Origin of the sequence: Ramlibacter sp. AN1015, assembly GCF_037726105.1 — a bacterium.
GTDB lineage: Bacteria > Pseudomonadota > Gammaproteobacteria > Burkholderiales > Burkholderiaceae_C > Ramlibacter.
On sequence record NZ_JBBJUM010000001.1, the window covers coordinates 242,032 to 262,469 of the forward strand.

At 69.8% G+C, this 20,438-nt stretch carries 19 protein-coding genes and 1 pseudogene; 10 read left to right on the plus strand and 10 right to left on the minus strand.

The features are described 5' to 3' along the window. Positions 1-215 precede the first annotated feature (215 nt). From WG922_RS01185 to WG922_RS01200, 4 genes are all read right to left on the minus strand, one after another. Positions 216-1,058 (minus strand): hypothetical protein, encoded by an 843-nt coding sequence (locus tag WG922_RS01185; RefSeq protein ID WP_340280038.1) that lies wholly within the window; start codon positions 1,056-1,058, stop codon positions 216-218. Continuing rightward, positions 1,055-1,696 (minus strand): hypothetical protein, encoded by a 642-nt coding sequence (locus WG922_RS01190; RefSeq protein WP_340280040.1) that lies wholly within the window; start codon positions 1,694-1,696, stop codon positions 1,055-1,057. Before WG922_RS01190 ends, WG922_RS01185 begins: the two co-directional genes overlap by 4 nt. After that, a complete protein-coding gene (locus WG922_RS01195) occupies positions 1,693-2,874 on the minus strand; it encodes a sialidase family protein (RefSeq protein WP_340280041.1) in 1,182 nt (393 codons plus the stop codon). The genes WG922_RS01190 and WG922_RS01195 overlap by 4 nt, the downstream gene beginning before the upstream one ends. A gap of 437 nt (positions 2,875-3,311) precedes the next feature. Next, entirely contained in the window at positions 3,312-4,088 is a 777-nt protein-coding gene (locus tag WG922_RS01200) for an HAD family hydrolase (RefSeq protein WP_340280043.1), read from the minus strand. A 587-nt stretch (positions 4,089-4,675) separates the two neighbouring features. Here WG922_RS01200 and WG922_RS01205 point away from each other — a divergent pair. Next, entirely contained in the window at positions 4,676-5,362 is a 687-nt protein-coding gene (locus tag WG922_RS01205) for a DUF3472 domain-containing protein (RefSeq protein WP_340280045.1), read from the plus strand. 46 nt (positions 5,363-5,408) lie between these two features. On the opposite strand, the gene WG922_RS01210 is transcribed toward WG922_RS01205, so the two are convergent. Both WG922_RS01210 and WG922_RS01215 read right to left on the minus strand, forming a co-directional pair. Beyond that, positions 5,409-6,203, minus strand: coding sequence for a DUF2189 domain-containing protein (locus WG922_RS01210; protein ID WP_340280046.1), 795 nt, complete (start codon positions 6,201-6,203; stop codon positions 5,409-5,411). A 230-nt stretch (positions 6,204-6,433) separates the two neighbouring features. Then, a complete protein-coding gene (locus WG922_RS01215; protein WP_340280048.1) occupies positions 6,434-7,207 on the minus strand; it encodes a ParA family protein in 774 nt (257 codons plus the stop codon). Positions 7,208-7,340: 133 nt separating this feature from the next. Between WG922_RS01215 and WG922_RS01220 the strand changes: the two genes are divergently transcribed. Together WG922_RS01220 and WG922_RS01225 are read left to right on the plus strand one after the other, a co-directional pair. Then, entirely contained in the window at positions 7,341-7,631 is a 291-nt protein-coding gene (locus WG922_RS01220; RefSeq protein WP_340280050.1) for a GIY-YIG nuclease family protein, read from the plus strand. Beyond that, positions 7,621-8,334 carry an RNA pseudouridine synthase gene (locus WG922_RS01225; protein WP_340280051.1) on the plus strand — a complete coding sequence of 238 codons (714 nt, stop codon included), beginning with the start codon at positions 7,621-7,623 and terminating at the stop codon, positions 8,332-8,334. The genes WG922_RS01220 and WG922_RS01225 overlap by 11 nt, the downstream gene beginning before the upstream one ends. Positions 8,335-8,490: 156 nt before the next feature. On the opposite strand, the gene WG922_RS01230 is transcribed toward WG922_RS01225, so the two are convergent. Further along, entirely contained in the window at positions 8,491-9,381 is an 891-nt protein-coding gene (locus WG922_RS01230) for an alpha/beta fold hydrolase (protein WP_340280052.1), read from the minus strand. A gap of 242 nt (positions 9,382-9,623) precedes the next feature. Here WG922_RS01230 and WG922_RS01235 point away from each other — a divergent pair, with 242 nt between their 5' ends. The 4 genes from WG922_RS01235 (at position 9,624) to WG922_RS01250 (ending at position 13,655) form a co-directional block, all read left to right on the plus strand. Continuing rightward, a complete protein-coding gene (locus WG922_RS01235; RefSeq protein ID WP_340280053.1) occupies positions 9,624-10,409 on the plus strand; it encodes an IclR family transcriptional regulator in 786 nt (261 codons plus the stop codon). 88 nt (positions 10,410-10,497) lie between these two features. After that, positions 10,498-11,793 carry a Rieske 2Fe-2S domain-containing protein gene (locus tag WG922_RS01240; protein WP_340280054.1) on the plus strand — a complete coding sequence of 432 codons (1,296 nt, stop codon included), beginning with the start codon at positions 10,498-10,500 and terminating at the stop codon, positions 11,791-11,793. Further along, the gene (locus WG922_RS01245; protein WP_340280055.1) at positions 11,790-12,590 is read left to right on the plus strand and encodes an SDR family NAD(P)-dependent oxidoreductase; all 801 of its coding nucleotides are present in this window, start codon (positions 11,790-11,792) and stop codon (positions 12,588-12,590) included. The genes WG922_RS01240 and WG922_RS01245 overlap by 4 nt, the downstream gene beginning before the upstream one ends. 87 nt (positions 12,591-12,677) lie before the next feature. Beyond that, positions 12,678-13,655: a Bug family tripartite tricarboxylate transporter substrate binding protein gene (locus WG922_RS01250; protein ID WP_340280057.1), complete on the plus strand. Its 978-nt coding sequence runs from the start codon at positions 12,678-12,680 to the stop codon at positions 13,653-13,655. A 54-nt stretch (positions 13,656-13,709) separates the two neighbouring features. On the opposite strand, the pseudogene WG922_RS01255 reads toward WG922_RS01250, so the two are convergent. After that, a pseudogene (locus WG922_RS01255) lies at positions 13,710-13,893 on the minus strand (LysR family transcriptional regulator); the annotation flags it as partial. A 100-nt stretch (positions 13,894-13,993) separates the two neighbouring features. Here WG922_RS01255 and bla point away from each other — a divergent pair. Together bla and WG922_RS01265 are read left to right on the plus strand one after the other, a co-directional pair. After that, complete coding sequence (gene bla, locus WG922_RS01260; RefSeq protein WP_340280059.1) at positions 13,994-14,860, plus strand: class A beta-lactamase; 867 nt, start codon at positions 13,994-13,996, stop codon at positions 14,858-14,860. Between the two features lie 421 nt (positions 14,861-15,281). After that, entirely contained in the window at positions 15,282-16,394 is a 1,113-nt protein-coding gene (locus tag WG922_RS01265) for a Fic family protein (protein WP_340280061.1), read from the plus strand. Positions 16,395-16,415: 21 nt separating this feature from the next. On the opposite strand, the gene glmS is transcribed toward WG922_RS01265, so the two are convergent. Further along, positions 16,416-18,290: a glutamine--fructose-6-phosphate transaminase (isomerizing) gene (gene glmS, locus WG922_RS01270; protein ID WP_340280062.1), complete on the minus strand. Its 1,875-nt coding sequence runs from the start codon at positions 18,288-18,290 to the stop codon at positions 16,416-16,418. A 123-nt stretch (positions 18,291-18,413) separates the two neighbouring features. On the opposite strand from glmS, the gene WG922_RS01275 reads away from it, so the two are divergent. Beyond that, on the plus strand, positions 18,414-18,914 hold the full coding sequence (locus WG922_RS01275) for an Lrp/AsnC family transcriptional regulator (RefSeq protein ID WP_340280064.1): 501 nt from the start codon (positions 18,414-18,416) through the stop codon (positions 18,912-18,914). Between the two features lie 108 nt (positions 18,915-19,022). On the opposite strand, the gene glmU is transcribed toward WG922_RS01275, so the two are convergent. Further along, positions 19,023-20,429 carry a bifunctional UDP-N-acetylglucosamine diphosphorylase/glucosamine-1-phosphate N-acetyltransferase GlmU gene (gene glmU / locus WG922_RS01280; protein WP_340280066.1) on the minus strand — a complete coding sequence of 469 codons (1,407 nt, stop codon included), beginning with the start codon at positions 20,427-20,429 and terminating at the stop codon, positions 19,023-19,025. Between the last annotated feature and the right edge of the window lie 9 nt (positions 20,430-20,438).

Sequence of the window (20,438 nt, forward strand, 5' to 3'; positions counted from 1 at the left end):
ATGCCGGCCGAGGCAGCAGCTCCAGTAGGAAATGGCCGCGAATGCATGCGTGCCGCGCGGTGGCCTGGCAGGCGGAGATCAGTACGCGGGCGGGCGTCGCGGACGCTGCAGGCCGATGACCGATGGCGGACGGCGGTGGCGAATGGTGGATAGCGGCGAATCGGCCCGCCATGGGAACTGCCCCGCGGACGGCACGCGCAGCTCGCGCCCGCGACTTACCCCGGCGTCAGCGGACGGCCGGCGTAGCCGGCGGCAAGCAGCCAGGCGAAGAACACCAGGAGCACGATGAAGCCGGAGAAAAGCGCCGAAGCACGCCGCCGATCGACGGCCGTCGTGAAGAGCGGTTCGCCGCCTCGGCCGACACCGAGCGCGTAGGCCGCGAAGGCCGTGGTCAGGTAGTGCACGGCCCCGAAGGCTTCACCGAGTTCGCCCACGCGGCCGTGCCCGATCGTCAGTTGCGACAGCGCGACCAGCACCAGGTAGGTCACGGCCGGCCACAGCGGCGGCAGGTACAGGCCCCAGGACTCCACGAACGAGCGCACGCGCGGCATGCGGCGCGCCAGCAGCGGCAGGACGAGGTTGTGCGTGATGCCGACCAGGAAGATGAGCTTCACCAGCACGCTCTTGTTGACGCTCGAGCTGCCCAGCGCGAGGTTGTGCAGGTTGGTCTCGCCCTGGCGGTTGTTGTTGCGGAAGAACTCGGGCGTCTCCACCTGCAGCACCCGCTGGAACCAGCTGATCTCCTCGAGCGCCGCCAGCGCGACGACCGCGGCGCCACCGGCGAGCACGAGCGCGTCCAGCCCCAGTCCAACGCGGCGCCGCCAGAGATGCACCGCAACCAAGGCGAGCAGGCCGGCGAGCGCCGTGAAGCCGAGGAACTGCAGCCATTCCACAAGCCTGTCCTCGACCAGCAGCCGGTCGAGCCCCGCTGCGCCCGAGCGGGCGATCCAGAGTGCGTAGGCGTAGAGCAGCACGTTGACGACGATGCCGGTGACGATGGTCGCATCGCGCAGCGGGCTGGTGCCCTGCCCTGCCGGGTGAGAAATGTTCGGGCTCAACGCAGTTCTCCAAGGGGTTCGGTTTTTCGGCGGCGCGCGTGCAGTGCCCTCGCGCACACCACCAGCGACCAGACCCAGGCGAAGGGATCGATGAGGGCGTCCCAGAGGTTGCCGGTCGGCAGGCGCACAAGCATGAAGAGCGACACGGCCGCGAGCACCGCACAGGCGGTCGGCACAGCGACGCCGCGCACGATGGCGACGATGCAGGCTGCGCCGATCAGCAGCGCTGCCAGTGGGGCGCCGGTCGGCCCGAAGCCGAGGAAGTAGATGCCCTGCGCGGTCCAGCCGCTGGCGTCGAGATACAGCCAGCCGCCGGCGGCCGCCAGCGCCGCCGCCGCAGCGGGCGCGAGGGTGCCGTTTGCGGCGGCGTCGCCGATCCAGTGGCGGCGCAGGACGAGCGCGCACAGCGCCGTCGTAAGCGCGCTCGGCGACTGGAACGCAAGCCCCAGCCAGTAGGCGGGCGACAGTGGCGCGGGAAGCCACTGCGCTGCCGCGGCGGCGCCGGTGAGCACGAGCACGGTGGCGGGTCGCAGACGCTCGGTCCACCGCCCCGCGAGGGCGACCACGACGGCGGCCAGCACGAGGCCCCAGGACAGCCTGGCATAGAGGATCTGCAGGTCGAGATCGGGGAGGTTCACGGGGTGCCCGCCTCGTACTGCAGCTCGAACACCTGGTGCGCGATGGCGCGCCGCTGGTGCGTGTAGGTCACGTGCAGCTCGTTGCCGACCTCCTGCACGCTCGGATAGGAATATTCGTCGCCGGGCTGTCCGGCCACCACATCGAACGCCGGCGACCAGCGGCGCGCATCGTCGGAGACCGACAGGCGCAGCACGTTGCGCGCGCCCCGGGTGTCCGAGCCGACGTTGTGCAGGAGCACGAAGCCGCCCCGCCGAAGCTTCAGCACGGCCACGGAGTTGTCCTCGTTGCTCAGGTCCAGTGCCGGGAGGTCTTCCCAGGTCGCGCCGCCATCTCGGCTCACCGCCTGCTGCAGGCGTCGCTGCTCGCTGACGTCGCGCATCCACGCACGCACCTCGCGCCCGGAGATGGCGGCCAAGGCGGGCTGCAGCGCGGTCGTGCGCTCGCCGATGCGCGCGATCCAGCGCGGCTCGCCATCCGGATCGAAGGACATGATCAGGGGGTACTTGTTGCCGAGTTCGAAGTGCGCCGGCAACCACCAGCCACCGTCAGGGAGCCCGACCGGCGTGGTGCGCACGAGCACGCTGGTGTTGAAAAGCGGCGACATCGGCAGCACACGGCGAACCTCGTAGCTCGCGCCCTGATCGCGTGAGACCAGGTGCACCACGCGCGACGCTGCCCAGCCGCCCAGCCCTGTCGCAACCACGAACAGGTTGACCCTGCCCTCGCGGTCCACCCAGGCTGCGGGATTGCCGATGCGGCGCACCGCGAAGCCCAGCGCATCCCCCAGGCTTTCACGACTGGCCACAGGGCGTGCAGGGCCCCAGTCTCCGTTCGTCCACCGCGAGGAGTAGATCTGCACGTCGGGCCCGCTCTCGCGGCTGCCCGCGAACCAGAACGCGAGCATCTCGTCGCCCGGGAGCACCGCCAGTGCGCTGGCGTGCGCGGCGGGCGCGCCCGCGGGCATGTCGATGAGGGAGGAAGAGCGCTTGCTGAGCGTCAGGTGCTGCGTCGGCTGCGCCGGCACCCCGGCGGCGGCAGGTGGTGGATGCGCGTTACCGGCCGTGCTCCAGCGCACGCCCTCGGCAAGCAGCCCTGCACCCAGGAGGCTGACCAGGAGGGCCGTGCGCAGCGGCGGCCAGGCACTCGTGCCGTGCCTGAGCGTAGTCCAGAGCGTCATCGGCATGGGGTCACGGGCGCGCGGACCGGCGCCGCGGGCGCTTGCAGCCAGAGGCGCCGCCACGTGCGCGCCGCCGACACATGCGGTGGGCACGCGCCGCGGCGGGAAGCGCAGGAGAGAGGGTCGGCATCGAAGGAGAACTGGTGCGGCGGCGGCGCGAGCCGGATCAAGTTTCGCGGCCTGCATGGCGGGCACGCCGGCGAGTATAGGTGGCGGGCAAGCGCGGGCCCGCGTGGGCGCCGGCGAGCTTGGGGCGGGGACACGGGGCGCCTAGGGCCGCAGGCGGGTGCCCACTTGCCCACTGCCCACCGATAACTGCCGCGGGCCGAGTGCAGCTGTCGAGTGCCAGCTCCGATTGCCGACTAGGGCCTGCAGGTGCCAGGCGCCGAAGTTCGGGCTTCGGGTGCAAGGTGCACGATCAGAGACACCGGGCCTGGCTAATTGCGCACGGACGTCGGAAGGCGTGCGTGCGGCACCGCGGATCTGCCGAGCGCATCCTCGCCGGGCAGCAGCACCGCCAGCAGGTCGGAGGTGGTGGGCAGAATCAGGTCGGCTCCACTCTCGCGCAACTCGTCCTCGCGACCGAAGCCGCACAAGACGCCGATCGTCTGCGCGCCGGCCGACACGCCGGTGGCGATGTCCACCCCGGTGTCGCCGATCATGAGGCAGGCCGCCGGCGGCACGCCCATCGCTTCGGCAGCGAACCACAGCGGTTCCGGGTGCGGCTTCATGCGCCGCGTGGTCTGTGCGCCCACCACGGCCACGAAGTGCCGGCGCACGCCGTAGTGCTCCAGGAAGCGCTCGACGCGCTCGGCGGTGCCGGTGGAAATGGTGCACAGCGGGAAGCGCGCCGCCAGGAGTTCGATCATCTCCTGCACGCCGGCCATCATCTCGTGCGGCACCTCGTCCGCCGCCTGCGCGGTGGGCTGGTGGGCCGGGCCGGGACTGGCGCGGCGCAGGCGCCCCATCCTGGCGCGCAGGCGATGGAAGGGACCGTCCAGATGCATTCTGTCGAGCAGGCCGTACGCGCGGTTCACCGGACTGGCCGCCCCCATCACGATCTGCCGCGCCAGCCGTTCGGCCCGGCGACCGCTCACGAGCGGCATGCGATAGAGCAGCCCGGCAACCTGCGCGACGATGTGGTCGTCGGTGTCTGCGATCGTGCCATCGACATCGAAGCACAGGGCACGGATACGGGCGAGCTCGAGGGGCATGTGGCCAGTGTACGAACGCCCGTGGCGCCCGTGGGCGTCACGGGGGGGTGGGCCTCGGTGCATGCGCGCAGTCGGTGAAGCGCATGTGCATCTCGTGCAGTCGTGGCGTTCGTGCAGCCGGCATCTGCCGCCCGTCTGCCGTCTGCCGCCCGCGGCGTGCTGCATCCCGGGCGTGTGCTTCCTGCGCCTCCCGCCCCCCACCCTCCGCGCCCTGGCGACCGGCGCGCGCAGAAAACACGTCGCGCGCTCTGTTACCGAATGTTCCGCCGGAGCAGCCGTCCCACGTCACAGACTGCAGATCCACAAGGTCTCCAGGGGTGCGCGTGATTCGCAGATGCTCTGTCGTGACGGTTCTGGCCGCGAGCGCGGCTGTGACCGGCTGCGGAGGCGGCAGCGACAGCGACAGCGCGCCGACACTCCCGGACCCTCCGCCGGTTGCGGCCGCCCCGCCGAGGGACCCGACTCCGTTCCCCGACGCTGGTACGCCCCCGGCTCCCGCCCCGGCTCCGCTGCCGAACCCCGCTCCGGCTCCGACTCCGACTCCGACTCCGACTCCGACTCCCGCACCCGCACCCGCACCCGCACCCGTGCCGGTCACCCCCGGCGGGGTCGTTTCCAGCCAGGGCATCGGTTTGCATGACCAGGCGAGTTCGTTGCGGGTCACGATCACGATCGAGCGAGAGCCGGTTCCGGCCGGCACCTATTTCTGGGCGCAGCAGTTCCGGCCGATCGGCCCGATCGATCACGGCGGCTACTTCGGCCTGCAGACCGGCGCAGTGATCGGTGAGCGCGTGGTCGGGAAGATGCTGATCTTTTCGATCTGGAACGCCGTGACCGCGGAAGCGGGACCGGGGGCGACCGCCCAGGCCTTCAGAGGCGAAGGGATCGGCTATAGCGTGCGCCAGCCCTTCGAATGGCGCGAGAACGTCCCGTACAGCTTCCTCATGGAACGGCAAGCCGATCCCCGCTGGTGGGCACTGCAGGTGACCGCCCCCGGCATGGCGCCGATCGCGCTGGGGCGCATCCAGGTCAGCTCCCCCGTGCACCTCGGCCATTGGCTGCCGCAGTTCACGGAGTACTTCACGCCTGTCGCCGGCTGCGAAGCCATGCCGCCGGCGCGCGCCACGTTCTCCGGCCTGGAGTTCGACAGTGCCTCGGTGCCGGCCCAGGATGCGCAGTCGTACGGTCCGTGCGCGCCGTGGGCACGCGGGTTCATCGCTCCGGGCGGGGTGTCCGTACACGAGGTGGGCGTGGCGCCGCCGACGGGCCGATGACGCCGCATGCGGCTTCGATTGCCGCAAGCCCCGTGGGGTGCCGCCCCTACCCCTCCCAAACGACGGCTTCGCGGTAGGCATGCCAGCTGGCGTGCCCGAGCCAGGGTCCCACCACGACCAGCCCCAGCGCCCACGGCCACAGCGCCAGCAGCGTGAGTGCGACCACCAGCGCACCCCAGAACAGCATCGTGGCCAGATTCGCCAGCACCACGGCGAAGCTGGTCAGTGCCGCCGTGACCGCATCGGTATCGCGGTCGAGGATCATCGGAATCGCCACCACCGTGGTGCAGAAGACGAGCGCCGCAAAGACGCTGCCCACCAGCGCATAGACCAGCAGGAACTGCCAGTTCGCCCGGTCGAGGAGCGCCTGCAGGACGCTTGCCGTAGAGGGCATGCCGGTGTCGAAGAAAACGGCGAACACCACGAGCGAAGCACGCCCCCACAGCAGTTCCAGGACGGTGAGCACCAGCACCAGCAGGCCCATGCTGCCGAGGTGTCGGTCCCAGCAGGTGAGCGATTCGCCCAGCGACTGGGGCAGGCGCTGCTCGCGCCGGCGGCTCACCTCGTACAGGCCCATGGCCAGGAAGGGCCCCACCAGCAGGCAGCCCGAGACGATGGTCATCGTGTACTGCGGGCTGCGCTGGAACACCGCCCCCAAGGTTGCCGCCATGGCCCAGAAGCACAGGCCGTAGAACAGGGCGATGCCGGGCGCGGCGGCCAGGTCGTGCGCGCCACGCATGAGCCAGCGCAGCGGTGCGCGCAGGCCGATGGAAGCCACGCGCGGACGCCGTGCGGGGGCTTGGGCTTCGGGCGGGGCAGTGTCGGCAGCCGGGGTGTCCATGGGGTCTCCTCGGCAGGAGGGTACCGTCGGGCGGTCTTGCGCGGCATGGGGATCACCCGCGTGCGGCGCCGTCACCGCGCGCCCGTCGCGTCGTACGGCCCTGCATCGGAACTCCAGCTCGCCTCCCCTGGACGAGGCCCGCCCTCGGGCCGCAGCCCGCTGCCGCGGGAGCATGGCGCGATGCGCAGCCCCAGCACCACCACCGGTGTGGCGCGGGCTTGCGCACGCTCCTATGCCGTGGCGTGCAGCGCGTCGTGCAGCGCGACGTATTCCTCGGTGAGCTTGTGGCGCGCATCCAGGTAGATCAGTGGCCGTGCGAGGTCGTGCGACTCGCGCACCCGCACCGACGAACTCAGGTAGGTGCCCAGTACCGGCAGGCCTTCGGCGAGCATCTCGCCGACCAGGCGGCGCGGCAGGTTCGCACGCGGCTGGAACTGATTGACCACGATGCCCTTCACCGTGAGGCCGTGGTTGTGGTCCGCCTTGATCTCGCCCACGTTGTTCAGGAGCGTGTACAGCGCCTGCCGGGAGAATTCGTCGCAGTCGAAGGGGATCAGGCAACCGCTCGCCGCGATGAGCGCCGAGCGCGTGTAGAAATTCAGGGCCGGCGGCGTGTCCACGTAAATGCGGTCGTACTCCTCGGCGAGCGTCTCGATCGCCTCGCGCAGCTTGTAGATCTTGCCGCGAGATTCGAGCTTGCCATGCAGGTCCTCGAGCTCCGCCCCCGGTGGCAGCACCCACAGGTTCTCGAATGGCGTCGGCGCGGCGAACGCGCCGATCGGAGTCGGTCGCAGCGCGAACTTGAGTATCTGGCTGTAGAAGCCGCTGATGCCCTCGCCCGCCTCCGCGGCCGCGGCGCCCAGCAGGTAACGGGTGGAGTTGCCCTGCAGGTCCAGGTCGATGACCAGGGTCTTGTGTCCCTGCTGCGCACTGATGGCGGCCAGGTTGCAGGTGATGGTGGACTTGCCTACGCCACCTTTTTGGTTGAAGACCACCAGACCCATGTGTTGCCCGCCGAAGTTCACTGTGTGGCGCGATTATCCCGGCGATCGGACGCGGTACCGGCCGCTGGACGCGACGGACGAGCCATCTGCGCACATCAGGCCGGCCGCACCCGCGCCGCAGGACAATGCGTGCGTGCCAGACACCTCGACCACTCCCCCGCCCCCGCCGTACTGGCTCTATCTGCTCGAATGCGAGGGCGGCGTGTACTACGCGGGCATCGCCCTCGACGTGGAGCACCGCTTCTTCCAGCACGCCTGCGGCCTGGGGGCCCGGTTCACGCGGGCCCGACCGCCGCTGCGGCTGCTGGCCGCACGGGAATATCCGAGCAGGGGCGATGCGCTGCGCGCCGAGCTGCGGCTGAAGGCACTGCCGCGCGCACGCAAGCTGTCCTTCTTCCTGGAGGGTGTCGATCATGGCGCTTGAACCGCAGCGTCTGTCCAAGGTGGTTGCAGCCCTGGTGGCGTGCTCGCGGCGGGAAGCCGAGCAGTACATCGTCGAAGGCTGGGTGCGGGTGGACGGCTCGGTCGTGGAAGAGCCGCAGGCTCGCGTGGCCGGTGAACGGGTCGAGGTCGATCCCCGTGCGCGCCTGCAGCCGGCCACACCGGCCACCTTCCTGATCCACAAGCCCGCCGGGGTGGGCACCGCCGAAGCCCAGGCGATGCTGCGCGCCGACGCGCGCTGGCAGGGCGATGCCTCCGGCCTGCGACGCCTGAAGAGCCATAACACCGCGCTCGTGCCGCTGCTGGCGCTGCCACAGCCGGCAGAGGGGCTGTGCGTGTTCAGCCAGGACGGCCGCGTCGTGCGCAAGCTGCGCGAAGACGCCGACCTGCTCGAGCAGGAACTCGTGGCGCAGGTGACGGGCGAGATGGCCGCGAACGGTCTTGTGCGCCTGCAGTCCGGGCTGGTGCACGAAGGACGTGCCGTGCCGCCGGCCCGCGTGAGCTGGCAGAGCGAGGGGCGCCTGCGCTTCGCCGTGAAGGGCATCGCCCCGGAGCTGGTGCCGTGGATGTGCGCGCAGGTCGGCCTGCGATTGGTCGCGCTCAAGCGGATCCGCATCGGCCGCGTGCCGATGGCGGGGCTGCCTCCGGGGCAGTGGCGCTTGCTCGCGCCGGGCGAGCGCTTCTAGCCGTGCGTCCCGGAACCCGCCGCCGGGTGCTTCTGCCCGGCAAGGCGCGCCACGTCCGCCCGGGCTACCGAGGGCGTGAGGCAGGAGAAAAGCGGGGCGCGCCGTGACGTTGCCGCATGAGCGCAGCGCCCGCGCGCAACGGTGCCATCGGTCGTTTCACGCAGGGTCGATGGTCTCGCTTCTGGACAGCATCTCCAGCAGGATCGCGTTCACCGCCTCCGGCTCTTCCTCGTGCAGCCAGTGCGATGCGTCGGGAAAATGATGCAGTTCCACCGAGCTGCACAGCGCGGCACCGGCGTCGGCGAGCTGCGCGTCGAGCGCCGCGTCCTTGTCGCCCCACAGCACGCACATCGGCACGCGAATCTTCGACGCCGCGATCGCCGCCGGGCTGAGCACCAGCGCGCGGTACCAGTTCAGCATGGCCGTCAGCGCGCCGTCCACGTCCCAGCCGGCCTGGAAGCGGTCGAGGTCTTCGTCCGAAAAGGTGCCTTCGCGTGCGCTCGCACACATCGCCTGGCGCAGCACCGCGAAGCCGTTCGCGCGCAGCGTCGCCTCGGGCACGAGCGGCAGCTGGAAGAAGCCCACGTAGGAGCCCTTGACGAACTGCGTGGGGTTCAGCAGCGCGTGCGACAGCACCGTGGCCGGGTGCGGCCCGTTGATCACCACGCCGCGGCGCACGCGCGCGGGAAACTCCTGCGCGAGATACCAGGTGAGGACCGCGCCCCAGTCGTGCCCGACCAGGTTCATGCGCTCCTGCCCGACGCTCTCCGCCATGGCGAGCACATCGCGGGCCAGCTCGGGGATCGCATAGGCGCTCACATCCGCGGGCTTGGAAGAAAACCCGTAGCCGCGCAGGTCCGGCGCGAGCACGCGAAAGCCCGCGCCGGCCAGCGCATCCACCTGGTGGCGCCAGGAGTAGCTGCCTTCGGGAAAGCCGTGCAGCAGCATCACGAGCTCGCCCGAGGCGGGACCGGCCTGCATCGCGCTGAACTCCTGGCCGTTGCCAGCGAGCACCGTGGGCTCGAGCTGGGTTGGGGCGGTGGACATGGGGGCCAAGGTAGACGCTGCGCGGCCCCTCCCCGGTCGGGACGCGCCGAACGCCCGGGTCAACGGCGTCCTACGCCGCGTTGCGGGCCGGCTGCACCTGGCGCTCGTCCATTCCGTGGGGCCCAGCACCCTGGTGGGAGATGCGCATCGAAGCCGCGGGGCGCCGGCACGGGCACCGCTGCCGAAAAGCTATCCTCCGGCCCAGAAAAGCGCCTGCCTGCGCAGGCATCGACCAGGACGCCATGGACCCCAGCAAGGACACCAAGCCCACCCCTCCGGAGAAGGCCGCCGACGGCGTGCGCGCGGTCGAGCGCGCACTGGACGTGTTGTCGGCCTTCTCGGCGGACCAGAGCGAGCCGCTGGTGGCCGACCTCGTCAAGCGGGTGGGCCTGAGCCGCCCGACCTTGTACCGGCTGCTGCACACCCTGGAGAAGAAGGGCTATGTGGTGGCCTCGGGCGAACCGCAGCGCTTCCGGCTCGGCCCGGCGGTGGCCCGGCTGGCGCACGTGTGGAGCGCCAGCCTGGAACTGGCGGACATCGCCCGCCCCTTCATGCTCGAGGCGTGGTCGCAGACGTCTGAAACCGTGGCGCTGTTCGTGCCGCGGGACGACCGCCGGCTGTGCATCGCCGAGATGCCGAGCCCGCAGCCGCTGAGCTTTCGGCGCGGGGTCGGCTACAGCGAAAGCCTGGTGCGCGGCGCCAGCGGGCGAGCGATCCTGGCGCACACGCAACTCGCACCTGGCCAGCTGGAAGCCTTCGCGGCCGGCACGTCGGTGGACGTCGAGTGGGTGCGCGGGCAGTTCCCGCTGACGCGCGAACGCGGCTACGCGATCGGTCACAACGAGCTGATCCAGGGCGCGTATTCGGTCGCCGCGCCTTTCTTCGACAGCCGTGGGGTGGCCGGCTCGCTGGGCCTGTTCGGGCCGGACGTCCGGCTCACCGAGGAGCAGGTGCACGGGTTCGGCAGGCTCTTGTGTGGACTGGCACAGCGGTTGTCGGAAACACTTGGAAGCGACCGCCGGCCTTGACCCGGGTAGATCGGTCCATAGAATGGACAGGCTAGTCACCCAACGGACATGCCGCCTCCGAACGGACGGCCCGATATCGAACCCTGCCATGAACGAGATGATGAAGACGCTGGTGCGCACCGGCCCGAACACCCCCAGCGGCAACCTGCTGCGCCGCTTCTGGGTGCCGATCCTGCTTTCGAGCGAAATCGCCGAGCCCGACGGGCCGCAGATCCGGGTGAAGATCCTCGGGGAGCAACTGCTCGCGTTCCGCGACAGCGAAGGGCGCCCGGGTCTCATCAGCGAGTTCTGCTCGCATCGGGGCGTGTCGCTGTACTTCGGCCGCAACGAGGAGAACGGCATCCGCTGCAGCTACCACGGCCTGAAGTTCGACATCAGCGGCCGCTGCGTGGACGTGCCGCAGGCGCCCGATTCGCCCCAGGTATGCGAGCGGATGTCGATCAAGGGCTATCCGTGCGTGGAACGCGCGGGCATCGTGTGGGCCTACATGGGCCCGAAGGACCAGCAGCCCGAGCCGCCCGGAGTCGAGTGGGCCAACCTGCCCGACAGCCACATCTTCGTGTCCAAGCGGCTGCAGGAATGCAACTTCCTGCAGGCCATGGAAGGCGGCATCGACACGAGCCACGTGTCCTTCGTGCACAAGTTCGAGGTCGATGACGACCCGTTTCACCAGGGCACCAAGGCCAACGAGTACATCAAGAAGGACGGCAACGTCATCTTCGAGGTCGAGAAGCATGCGGGCGGCCTGACGCTGTTCGGCCGGCGCAATGGCGAGCCCGATTCGTTCTACTGGCGCGTCACGCAGTGGATCTTCCCCTGGTACACGCTCATTCCGCCCTTCGGCGACCACGCACTGGGCGGCCACGTGTGGGTGCCGATCGACGACGAGAGCTGCTGGGCCTGGAGCATCAATTTCCACCCGGACAAGCCCTTGTCGCAAGAGGAGCGCAGCCACCTCGAGGCAGGCCGCGGCATTCACTGCGAGTACGAACCGGGCACCGACGTGCCGGGCGGCACCTGGCGCCCCAAGGCCAACAAGGACAACGACTACCTGGTCGATCGCCAGGCCCAGAAGGAGCGGCGCTCGTTCAGCGGCGTGTTCGGCTTCGCCGCGCAGGACGCGTCCCTGCAGGAAAGCATGGGCCCCATCCAGGACCATGAGCTGGAGAAGCTGCTGCCCTCGGACCGCGCCATCGTGATGGCCCGCCGCATGCTGTTCGACGCCGCAAATGCGCTGGCGCAGGGCGAGCAGCCCCCCGGGCTGGAGCCGCGCACGCAGCGCGTGCGCTCGGCCGGTGTGCTGCTGCCCCGCGACCAGAAGCCGCAGGAGTGGGCCAAGGTGCACCTGGTCTACGGCGAGAACGAGCCGGTGTACACGCTATGAGCGAGGGCACGGCAGCGCCATCGCGCGGCCGGCTGGCCGGCAAGGCCGCCGTGATCACCGGCGGCGGCGGCGGTATCGGCGCGGCCACCGCCCGCCTGTTCTGCGAGCAGGGTGCGCAGGTGCTGCTGGTCGATCGCGACGCCGCCGCGGCGCAACGCACGGCAGATGCCGTGCGCGAGGCCCTGCGCGGCGCCACGCTGCAGGTCGTGGCGGGCGACGTCGCCGACGAGGCGACCGCTCGGCAGGCCGTCGCGCGCTGCCACGACGCTTTCGGCAAGCTCGACGTTCTGGTCAACAACGCGGCCATGCGCAATTACGACGCCTTCGCCGACGCGACGCCCGAGGCCTGGAGTGCGGTCGTCGGCGTCAACATGATCGGAAACGCGAACTTCTGCCGTGCTGCGCTGCCGCTGCTGCGCCGGGGCGGCAGGGGAGCCATCGTCAACGTGTCTTCGTGCTACGCGGTCAAGGGCCGCAAGGGGATGGCGCTGTACGACGCCACCAAGGCAGCCATGATCGCGATGACGCGCACCCTCGCATTCGAAGAGACCGGCCACGGGGTCCGCGTCAACGTGATCTGCCCCGGCTCGACCTTGACGGACTTTCACGTGAACCGCACCCAGGCCGCCGGCCGGAGCGTGGACGAGCTCAAGACGCAGCGGCAGGACACCTCGCTGCTCGGGCGCTGGGCCGACCCCGTCGAAATCGCCTGGCCCATCGTCTGGCTCGCCTCGGACGAAGCGTCCTTCATCACCGGCACCACCCTGGTGGTCGATGGTGGACTGCACATCAAGTAGCCAGCCGGCGATGGACGCTTACCTGCGCCCGCCGCCCCTTGTCCGCCCTCACCTATCCCGACCCCTTACAAGCCATAGGAGACAACCATGAGCCGCATCCCCCGCCGCGCCGTCCTGGCGCTCGCCGCAGCCGCCCTCGCCGGCGGCGCCTTCGCGCAGACCCCGGAGTGGGCTCCGAACAAGCCCGTCCGGATCATCGTGCCCATCGTCGGAAGCACCAACGACGTGCTGGCCCGGCTCGTCGCACCCAAGCTCCAGGAGGCGCTGGGACAGCCGGTGGTGGTCGAGAACAAGCCGGGCGCCGGCGGCAACATCGGCGCCGACCTGGTGGCCAAGTCGCCGCCGGACGGGCACACGCTGCTGGTGGGCTACAACGGCCCGCTTGCGATCAACGTGAGCCTGTTCGACAAGATGCCGTACGACCCGCTGAAGGACCTGCAGCCGATCACGCTGGCCGTGAAGTCGCCGCAGTACCTGGTGGTGAACCCGGCCTCGGGCATCACCAGCCTGCAGGACCTGCTGGCCAAGGCGAAGGCCGAGCCGAACAAGTATTCGTATGCCTCGGTAGCCGTCGGCAGCGCGTCGCACCTGACCATGGAGATGCTGAAGTCGGCAGCCAACGTCAACCTCACGCACATCCCCTACAAGGGCGCCGCTCCGGCTTTGACCGACCTGGTGGCCGGCAACGTCCATGCCGCGTTCATGGTGCCCGGCAACGTCCAGCAGTTCGCCAAGGACGGAAGGCTCAAGCTGATCGCCTCCAGTGGCACCAAGCGCTTCCCCAGCACGCCTGACGTCCCGACGGTGGCCGAACTGGGCTTCAAGGACTTCGAGGCCACCTCGTGGATCGGTTTCCTCACCACGGCGGAGACGCCCAAGCCGATCGTGGAGCGCTACAACCGCGAACTCGTGAAGATTCTGCAGATGCCCGACATCCAGGCCCGGCTGCGCGACATGGAGTTCGAGGTCGTCGCCAGCACGCCCGAGCAGTTCGGCAACTGGATCCGCTCGGAGATCCCGCGCTGGGGTCGCGTGATCAAGGCGACTGGCGCCAAGGCCGAGTAAGCCGCGCAGGCACCGCCGCGACCGTCTCCGGCGGTCGCACTGCGGCCGGCACCGCTCGTCCATCAATGCAAGACCGCGCGAGCCGCCTGAACAGCAGCACGCGCAGGAGCGCCTCGAGGTTCTTTACCCGGGCGGAGACCGCCGCCTGCGTCACGTTCAACTCCAGACCGGCACACGTGAAGCTCAGGTGCCGCGCAGACGCTTCAAAGGCATGCAGTGCATGCAGGGGCAGGCTCATGCCCCGGATTTTTCTTGCGTCTGTCCACGGAAAACAGCGTTTGTGGGTTGCGAGGCACTCGACTACCGTCACGCACTTTCCACCGGCACCCACAGCCTTCATGCAACGACGCATCTTCAACCTTCAGGCCTTCTCCGCCCTTGCGGCAACCACGCCCCTTGCAGCCTTCGCCGCTCGCGCGCAGGCCGGCAGCCAAAGCTGGTCGGCAATCGAACGCGAGTCCGGCGGTCGCCTGGGCGTAGCCACGCTGCACGCCGACCATCGACTCGACGGGCATCGCCTCGACGAGCGCTTTCCCATGTGCAGCACCTTCAAATGGCTCGCGGCAGCGTACGTGCTGCACCGGGTGGACCAGGGGCTGGAGACGCTGGAGCGGCGCATCCGTGTCGGCAAGGACGTGCTGCTGCCGCACTCGCCCGTCACGTCGCAGCACGTCGGTGGGCAGGGCATGACGCTGGACGCGCTGTGCCGGGCCACCATCACGGTCAGCGACAACGCAGCCGCGAACCTGATCCTGGCCACCTTCGGCGGCCCGCAAGCGCTGACCGGCTATGTCCGTGCGCGCGGAGACGCGGTCACGCGGCTGGACCGCTGGGAGCCGGCGCTCAACGAATCACGGCCCGGCGATCCGCGCGACACCACCTCCGTGCGCGCCATGGCGCACCTGCTCCACGCGCACCTGGTGGCCGACGCCCTGTCTCCGGCCAGCCGCCGCCAGCTCGCACGCTGGATGCAGGCCACGCGAACCAACGGCCAGCGCTTGCGCGCCAACCTGCCCCCGGGTTGGGACATGGGCAGCAAGACCGGCACCGGGCCGCGAGGAACCACCGCCGACGTCGGCATCTTCTGGCCGCCCGCACGGCCGCCGCTGATCGTGGCGGTCTACCTCACCGAAAGCGAAGCGGACGAAGCCACGCGCAGCGGCGCGATCGCCCGGGTGGCGGCGCGGGTGACGTCGAGGAGCTGATGGCGGAAGGGACCGTGGCTGACGGGGTGATGAGGCGGCGGGCATCTGCAGCGGGATCTCCTCTGCTCGGGCCCGGCGGTTATGCACGCCAGACCGGAAGTCATCGCTGCTCGAACGCCAGGCCAGCGTTCCGGCAGCCGCAGCGGCTCTGCGCAGCAACTTTTCTTGCGCCTCAGCCGTCGAGCCTTCGTGCGGAGATTGACTGCCTTGCCCCTCTCCGGACACTGCCGAACCATACAGGGGCGAATCGCCGCGTTTCGTGCGGAGATTGCGGGGCCGCACGCTCCGGCCGCGGTGCTCCGCAGCCGCTCTTCTTGCGGCTGGGGAGCCGTCGAGCTCCGGTGCGGAGATTGGAGCGCTAATCACCGCAATGGATGCGGTGATTAGCGGCCCTGCGGAGATTGCACTCCATAATCTCCGCATGGAACGCGGCGAAGCACCTCTCTATGTCTGGCAGCGCCCGGATTGGCCCCAATGGCGCTACGACGCCGCTGCGGTCTCTGGGCCGCTGGCGGAGGTGTCGCGGGCGCAGGGGAGCCTGCTCGGTCGGCTCGCCGACGTCGGAATGACGCTGCGCAGCGCGGCCAGTCTCGAGGCCCTGGCGGAGGACGTGGTGAAGACCAGCGCCATCGAAGGGGAGATGCTGGACCTGCAAGCGGTGCGTTCGTCCCTGGCCAGGCGCCTGGGCGTGCAGATCGCCGGCCTGACGCCGGCGGACCGGCACGTCGAAGGCGTCGTGGCCATGGTGCTGGACGCCACGGAACGAAGCGAGGAGCCTCTGACGCCGCAGCGCCTCTGGGGCTGGCACGCGGCGCTCTTTCCCACCGGCTATTCGGGCTTCACCAGGATCCTGGTGGCTCAGTGGCGCGACGGATCGAGCGGGCCGATGCAGGTGGTCTCCGGGCCGCAGGACAAGCGCACCGTGCACTTCGAAGCGCCTGAAGCCGCAGGCATCACGCAGGAGATGACCACGTTCCTGCGCTGGGTGGCCGAAGACGCGAGCCCCGCCCTGCTCAAGTCGGCGCTGGCCCACCTCTGGTTCGTCACCGTGCACCCATTCGAGGACGGCAACGGCCGCATCGCTCGTGCCGTCGGCGACCTGGTGCTCGCGCGCGCCGACAAGACTTCGCAGCGCTTCTATAGCGTCTCCGCGCAGATCCAGCGCGAACGCGAGGCCTACTACGAGATCCTCGAGCGCACGCAGAAGGGTGATCTGGACGTGACCGAGTGGGTGCTGTGGTTCATCGACTGCGTCGGACGCGCCGTCGCGAAGGCGAACGACACGGTGGACGCGGTGCTGGCCAAGGGCCGGTTCTGGCAGCGCTTTCCGGAGGCGGCGCCGAACGAGCGCCAGAAGAAGCTTTTGCTGCGCCTCCTGGACGGCTTCGACGGAAAGCTCACCGCCACCAAGTGGGGTGCGATCGCCAAGTGCTCGCCGGACACAGCGCTGCGCGATATCAACCAGCTCATCGCCTGGGGGATGCTGCGCAAGTCGGAAGCGGGCGGTCGGAGCACCAGCTACGAGCTGGGGTGAGGAGGCGGGGCGCTTCCCCCTTCACTCCACCGTCACGCTCTTGGCCAGGTTGCGCGGCTTGTCCACGTCGGTGCCGCGCGCGACGGCCGTGTGGTAGGCGAGCAGCTGCAGCGGCACGACGTGCAGCAGCGGGCTGAGCGCTCCGTAGTGCTCGGGCATGCGGATCACGTGGATGCCCTCCTGGCGTTCGATGCGCGAGTCGGCGTCGGCCAGCACGTACAGCACGCCGCCACGGGCCCGCACTTCCTGCATGTTGCTCTTGAGCTTTTCCAGCAAGGCGTCGTTCGGCGCGACGGTGACCACCGGCATCTCGCCGGTCACCAGGGCGAGCGGCCCGTGCTTGAGCTCGCCGGCGGCATACGCCTCGGCATGGATGTAGGTGATCTCCTTGAGCTTGAGCGCGCCCTCCAGCGCGATCGGGTAGTGCAGGCCCCGCCCCAGGAACAGCGCGTTCTGCTTGCCCGCGAAATCGTCGGCCCAGCTGATGATCTGCGGCTCGAGCGCCAGCACCGCCGAGAGCGCCGCCGGCAGGTGGCGCATGGCCTTGAGGTGCTCGGCCTCCTGCGTCTCGCTCAGGCGGCCCTTGGCCTGCGCCAGCGCCAGCGTGAGCAGGAATAGGCCGGCGAGTTGGGTGGTGAAAGCCTTGGTGGATGCGACGCCGATCTCCACGCCCGCACGGGTGATGTAGGCCAGCGAGGTCTCGCGCACCATCGCCGAGGTGGAGACGTTGCACACGGTGAGGGTGTGGCGCATGCCCAGCGACTTGGCATGCCGCAGCGCGGCCAGCGTGTCGGCGGTCTCGCCGGACTGGGTGATGGTCACCACCAGCGTGTTGGGGTTGGGCACGGAATCGCGATAGCGGTACTCGCTCGCGATCTCGACCTGGGTGGGAATTTTCGCGATCGACTCGAGCCAGTACTTGGCCGTGCAGCCGCTGTAGTAGCTGGTGCCGCAGGCCAGGATCAGGACCGAATCCACCTGCGCGAAGACGCGGTGCGCCCCCTCGCCGGGGGCGTGGTTGCCCGAGGCTTCGAACAGTTCGGGCACCACCGCCTGAATGCCGTCCAGCGTGTCGGCAATGGCCCGCGGCTGCTCGAAGATCTCCTTTTGCATGTAGTGGCGGTAGGGCCCGAGCTCGGCCGCGCCGCTGTGCGCCTGCACCGTGCGCACCGGCCGCTCGACGCGCTGGCCCTGGCGGTCGAGCACCCAATAGCGCCCGAGCTGCAGATCGACCATGTCGCCCTCGTCCAGATACACGATCTGGTCGGTAACGCCGGCAAGCGCCATCGCGTCGCTGGCCAGGAAGTGCTCGCGTCCGTCCTGGCCGACGCCCAGCACCAGCGGCGATCCGGCGCGGGCTCCGACGATGCGGTGCGGCTCGTCCTTGCAGAACACCGCGATCGCGAACGCGCCGTGCAGGCGGGCCACGGCGGACTGCACCGCTTCGAACAGGTCGCCCTCGTAGAGGCTGTCGATGAGGTGCGCGATCACCTCGGTGTCCGTCTGGCTGGCGAATACGTAGCCGCGGGCCTGCAGGCGCGCACGCAGCTCGTCGTGGTTCTCGATGATGCCGTTGTGCACCAGCGCGATGCGCCCCGGCCGCCCGGCCGCTTCGTCGCCGCTGCCGTGGCTGAAGTGCGGATGGGCGTTGTGGACCGCCGGTGCACCGTGGGTCGCCCAGCGCGTGTGGGCGATGCCGGTCGTGCCTTCGATCTGCTCGGCCGCCACCTGCTGCAGCAGTTCCGCCACGCGGGCCGTGCTGCGGGCCCGGCGCAGCCCGCCGTCATAGACGGCAACGCCGCAGGAGTCGTAGCCGCGGTATTCGAGGCGCTGCAGGCCCTGCACGAGGATCGGGACGATGTTGCGGTCCGAGACCGAGGCGACGATTCCACACATGGCAAATGCTCCGAAACCTGAGGTGCGCCACTGTAGGAGCCTAGTAGAGAAATTTATGTTCTAAATTCAACCTAAGGAGAAATAAAATGCCGCCGAAACAGGCATGTGAAATTAAGTTGCGCAATGAGCCAAACAGAAGACCGATCGTTTCTAGACGATATCGACATGCACCTGCTCGAGCTGCTGCAGCAGGACGCCAGCCTGAGCAATCTGGCGCTGGCCGAGTGCGTGCACGTCTCGCCGCCGACCTGCCTGCGGCGCGTCAAGCGGCTGTGGCAGGCCGGGCTGATCGAGCGGCAGGTGGCCATCCTCGCGCCGCAGCGACTGGCACCGCTGCTCGGGCACGGGCTGGAGGCCATCCTTGAGGTGACGCTGGAGCGGCAAGGCGCCGAGGCGCTGGACGCGTTCGAGCAGCGGGTGGTGGCCGACGTGCAGGTGCAGCAGTGCTACCGCGTCTCGCCCGGCCCCGACTTCATCCTGCACGTGCGCGCCGCCGATATGCCCGAATACCTGGCGCTGCAGCAGCGGCTGCTGACCGCGGACGCCAACGTGCGCAACGTCAAGGCCTTTTTCGCGATCAAGCGCGCGAAGTTCGAGCCGCGCATCGCGCTGCGGCGCACCTGAGGCGCAGGCGCTCGGCGGAAGGGTTCGCGTGCGCTGCGCGGCTTCGACGCCTGTGCGCTCGCCTACGTGCGCACCTGACCACCTACCCAACCGCGCGCAGGCTTGACCCTACTGCGGCTTTGCCTGCTTCTGCGGACGCTTCCAGCCGGCGATGCTGACCTGCTTGCCGCGAGCGACCGAGAGCGCACCTTCCGGCGTGTCCTTGGTGATGGTGGAGCCGCCACCCACGGTGCCGCCGCGGCCGAGCGTCACCGGCGCGACGAGCACGCAGTTGCTGCCCACGTGCACGTCGTCTTCGATCACGGTGCGGTGCTTGTTGGCACCGTCGTAGTTGGCGGTGATCGAGCCGGCGCCGTAGTTGACCCGCTCGCCCACGACCGCATCGCCGAGGTAGGCCAGGTGGTTCGCCTTGGCGCCGCGCGCCATGGTGCTGTTCTTCACTTCGACGAAGTTGCCGATGTGCACCGCCTCGCCCAGTCGCGCGCCGGGGCGCAGCCGCGCGAACGGCCCGATCTCGGCGCCGGGGCCGATCTCGACACCGGCGCGCTCGCCCTGGATGTGCGTGAACGGCTGGATCAGCGCGCCGGCCGCGATGCGCGCGTTGGCGATGACGCAGTGCGCGCCGATGCGCACGCCCTCGCCCAGCGACACGCCGCCCTCGAAGACGCAACCCACATCGATCTCCACGTCACCCTCGCAGGCGAGCGTGCCCCGCACGTCGATGCGGTCCGGATCTGCCAGCCGCACGCCGTCGTCCATGAGGCGCTGCGCGATGCGGCGCTGCAAGGCGCGCTCGAGCTGGGCGAGCTGGTGCGGGCTGTTGACACCCTCGACCTGCAGCGCGTCCGATGCGCGCACCGCGGCGACCGCCTGGCCGTCTTCCACGGCGTGGCGCACCACGTCGGTCAGGTAGTACTCGCGCTGCGCGTTGTCGTTGGTCAGCCGCCCCAGCCAGCCACGCAGCAGCCGGGTCGGCGCGGCCATGAAGCCGGTGTAGACCTCGCCGATGGCGCGCTGCGCTTCGGTGGCGTCCTTGTGCTCGACGATGGCCTGCACCGCGTTGCCCTGGCGCACGATGCGTCCGTAGCCGGCCGGATCGGGCAGCTCCACCGTCAGCAACGCCAGCCGCTCGCCGCCGCAGGCCTGCACCAGCTCGCGCAGGGTGTCGGGCTTGATCAGCGGCACATCGCCGTTGAGCACCAGGCAGATGCCGTCGTCTTCCAGCAGCGGAGTCGCCTGCTGCACGGCATGTCCGGTGCCCAGCTGCGGCTCCTGCAGCACCGCGTCGCACTGGCCGATGCCCACGACCTGTGCGGCCGCGCGTGCCGCCGCCTCGACCTGCTGGGCGCCGTGACCGGTGACTACCACCACGCGCCGCGGCTGCAACCCCGCGGCGCAGTCGAGCACGTGCTCGAGCAGCCCACGGCCGGCCAATCGATGCAACACTTTGGGCACGCGGCTCTTCATCCGCGTGCCCTTGCCGGCGGCCATGACCACCACGTCAACTGCTGACATTCCGTTACT

Bases quoted from the DNA above. Each gene is read 5' to 3' on its own strand.
- WG922_RS01195 (WP_340280041.1), bottom strand. From the start codon at position 2,874: ATGACGCTCTGGACTACGCTCAGGCACGGCACGAGTGCCTGGCCGCCG.
- WG922_RS01200 (WP_340280043.1), bottom strand. From the start codon at position 4,088: ATGCCCCTCGAGCTCGCCCGTATCCGTGCCCTGTGCTTCGATGTCGAT.
- WG922_RS01210 (WP_340280046.1), bottom strand. From the start codon at position 6,203: ATGGACACCCCGGCTGCCGACACTGCCCCGCCCGAAGCCCAAGCCCCC.
- WG922_RS01215 (WP_340280048.1), bottom strand. From the start codon at position 7,207: ATGGGTCTGGTGGTCTTCAACCAAAAAGGTGGCGTAGGCAAGTCCACC.
- WG922_RS01225 (WP_340280051.1), top strand. From the start codon at position 7,621: ATGGCGCTTGAACCGCAGCGTCTGTCCAAGGTGGTTGCAGCCCTGGTG.
- WG922_RS01230 (WP_340280052.1), bottom strand. From the start codon at position 9,381: ATGTCCACCGCCCCAACCCAGCTCGAGCCCACGGTGCTCGCTGGCAAC.
- WG922_RS01235 (WP_340280053.1), top strand. From the start codon at position 9,624: ATGGACCCCAGCAAGGACACCAAGCCCACCCCTCCGGAGAAGGCCGCC.
- WG922_RS01240 (WP_340280054.1), top strand. From the start codon at position 10,498: ATGAACGAGATGATGAAGACGCTGGTGCGCACCGGCCCGAACACCCCC.
- WG922_RS01245 (WP_340280055.1), top strand. From the start codon at position 11,790: ATGAGCGAGGGCACGGCAGCGCCATCGCGCGGCCGGCTGGCCGGCAAG.
- WG922_RS01250 (WP_340280057.1), top strand. From the start codon at position 12,678: ATGAGCCGCATCCCCCGCCGCGCCGTCCTGGCGCTCGCCGCAGCCGCC.
- bla (WP_340280059.1), top strand. From the start codon at position 13,994: ATGCAACGACGCATCTTCAACCTTCAGGCCTTCTCCGCCCTTGCGGCA.
- WG922_RS01265 (WP_340280061.1), top strand. From the start codon at position 15,282: ATGGAACGCGGCGAAGCACCTCTCTATGTCTGGCAGCGCCCGGATTGG.
- glmS (WP_340280062.1), bottom strand. From the start codon at position 18,290: ATGTGTGGAATCGTCGCCTCGGTCTCGGACCGCAACATCGTCCCGATC.
- WG922_RS01275 (WP_340280064.1), top strand. From the start codon at position 18,414: ATGAGCCAAACAGAAGACCGATCGTTTCTAGACGATATCGACATGCAC.
- glmU (WP_340280066.1), bottom strand. From the start codon at position 20,429: ATGTCAGCAGTTGACGTGGTGGTCATGGCCGCCGGCAAGGGCACGCGG.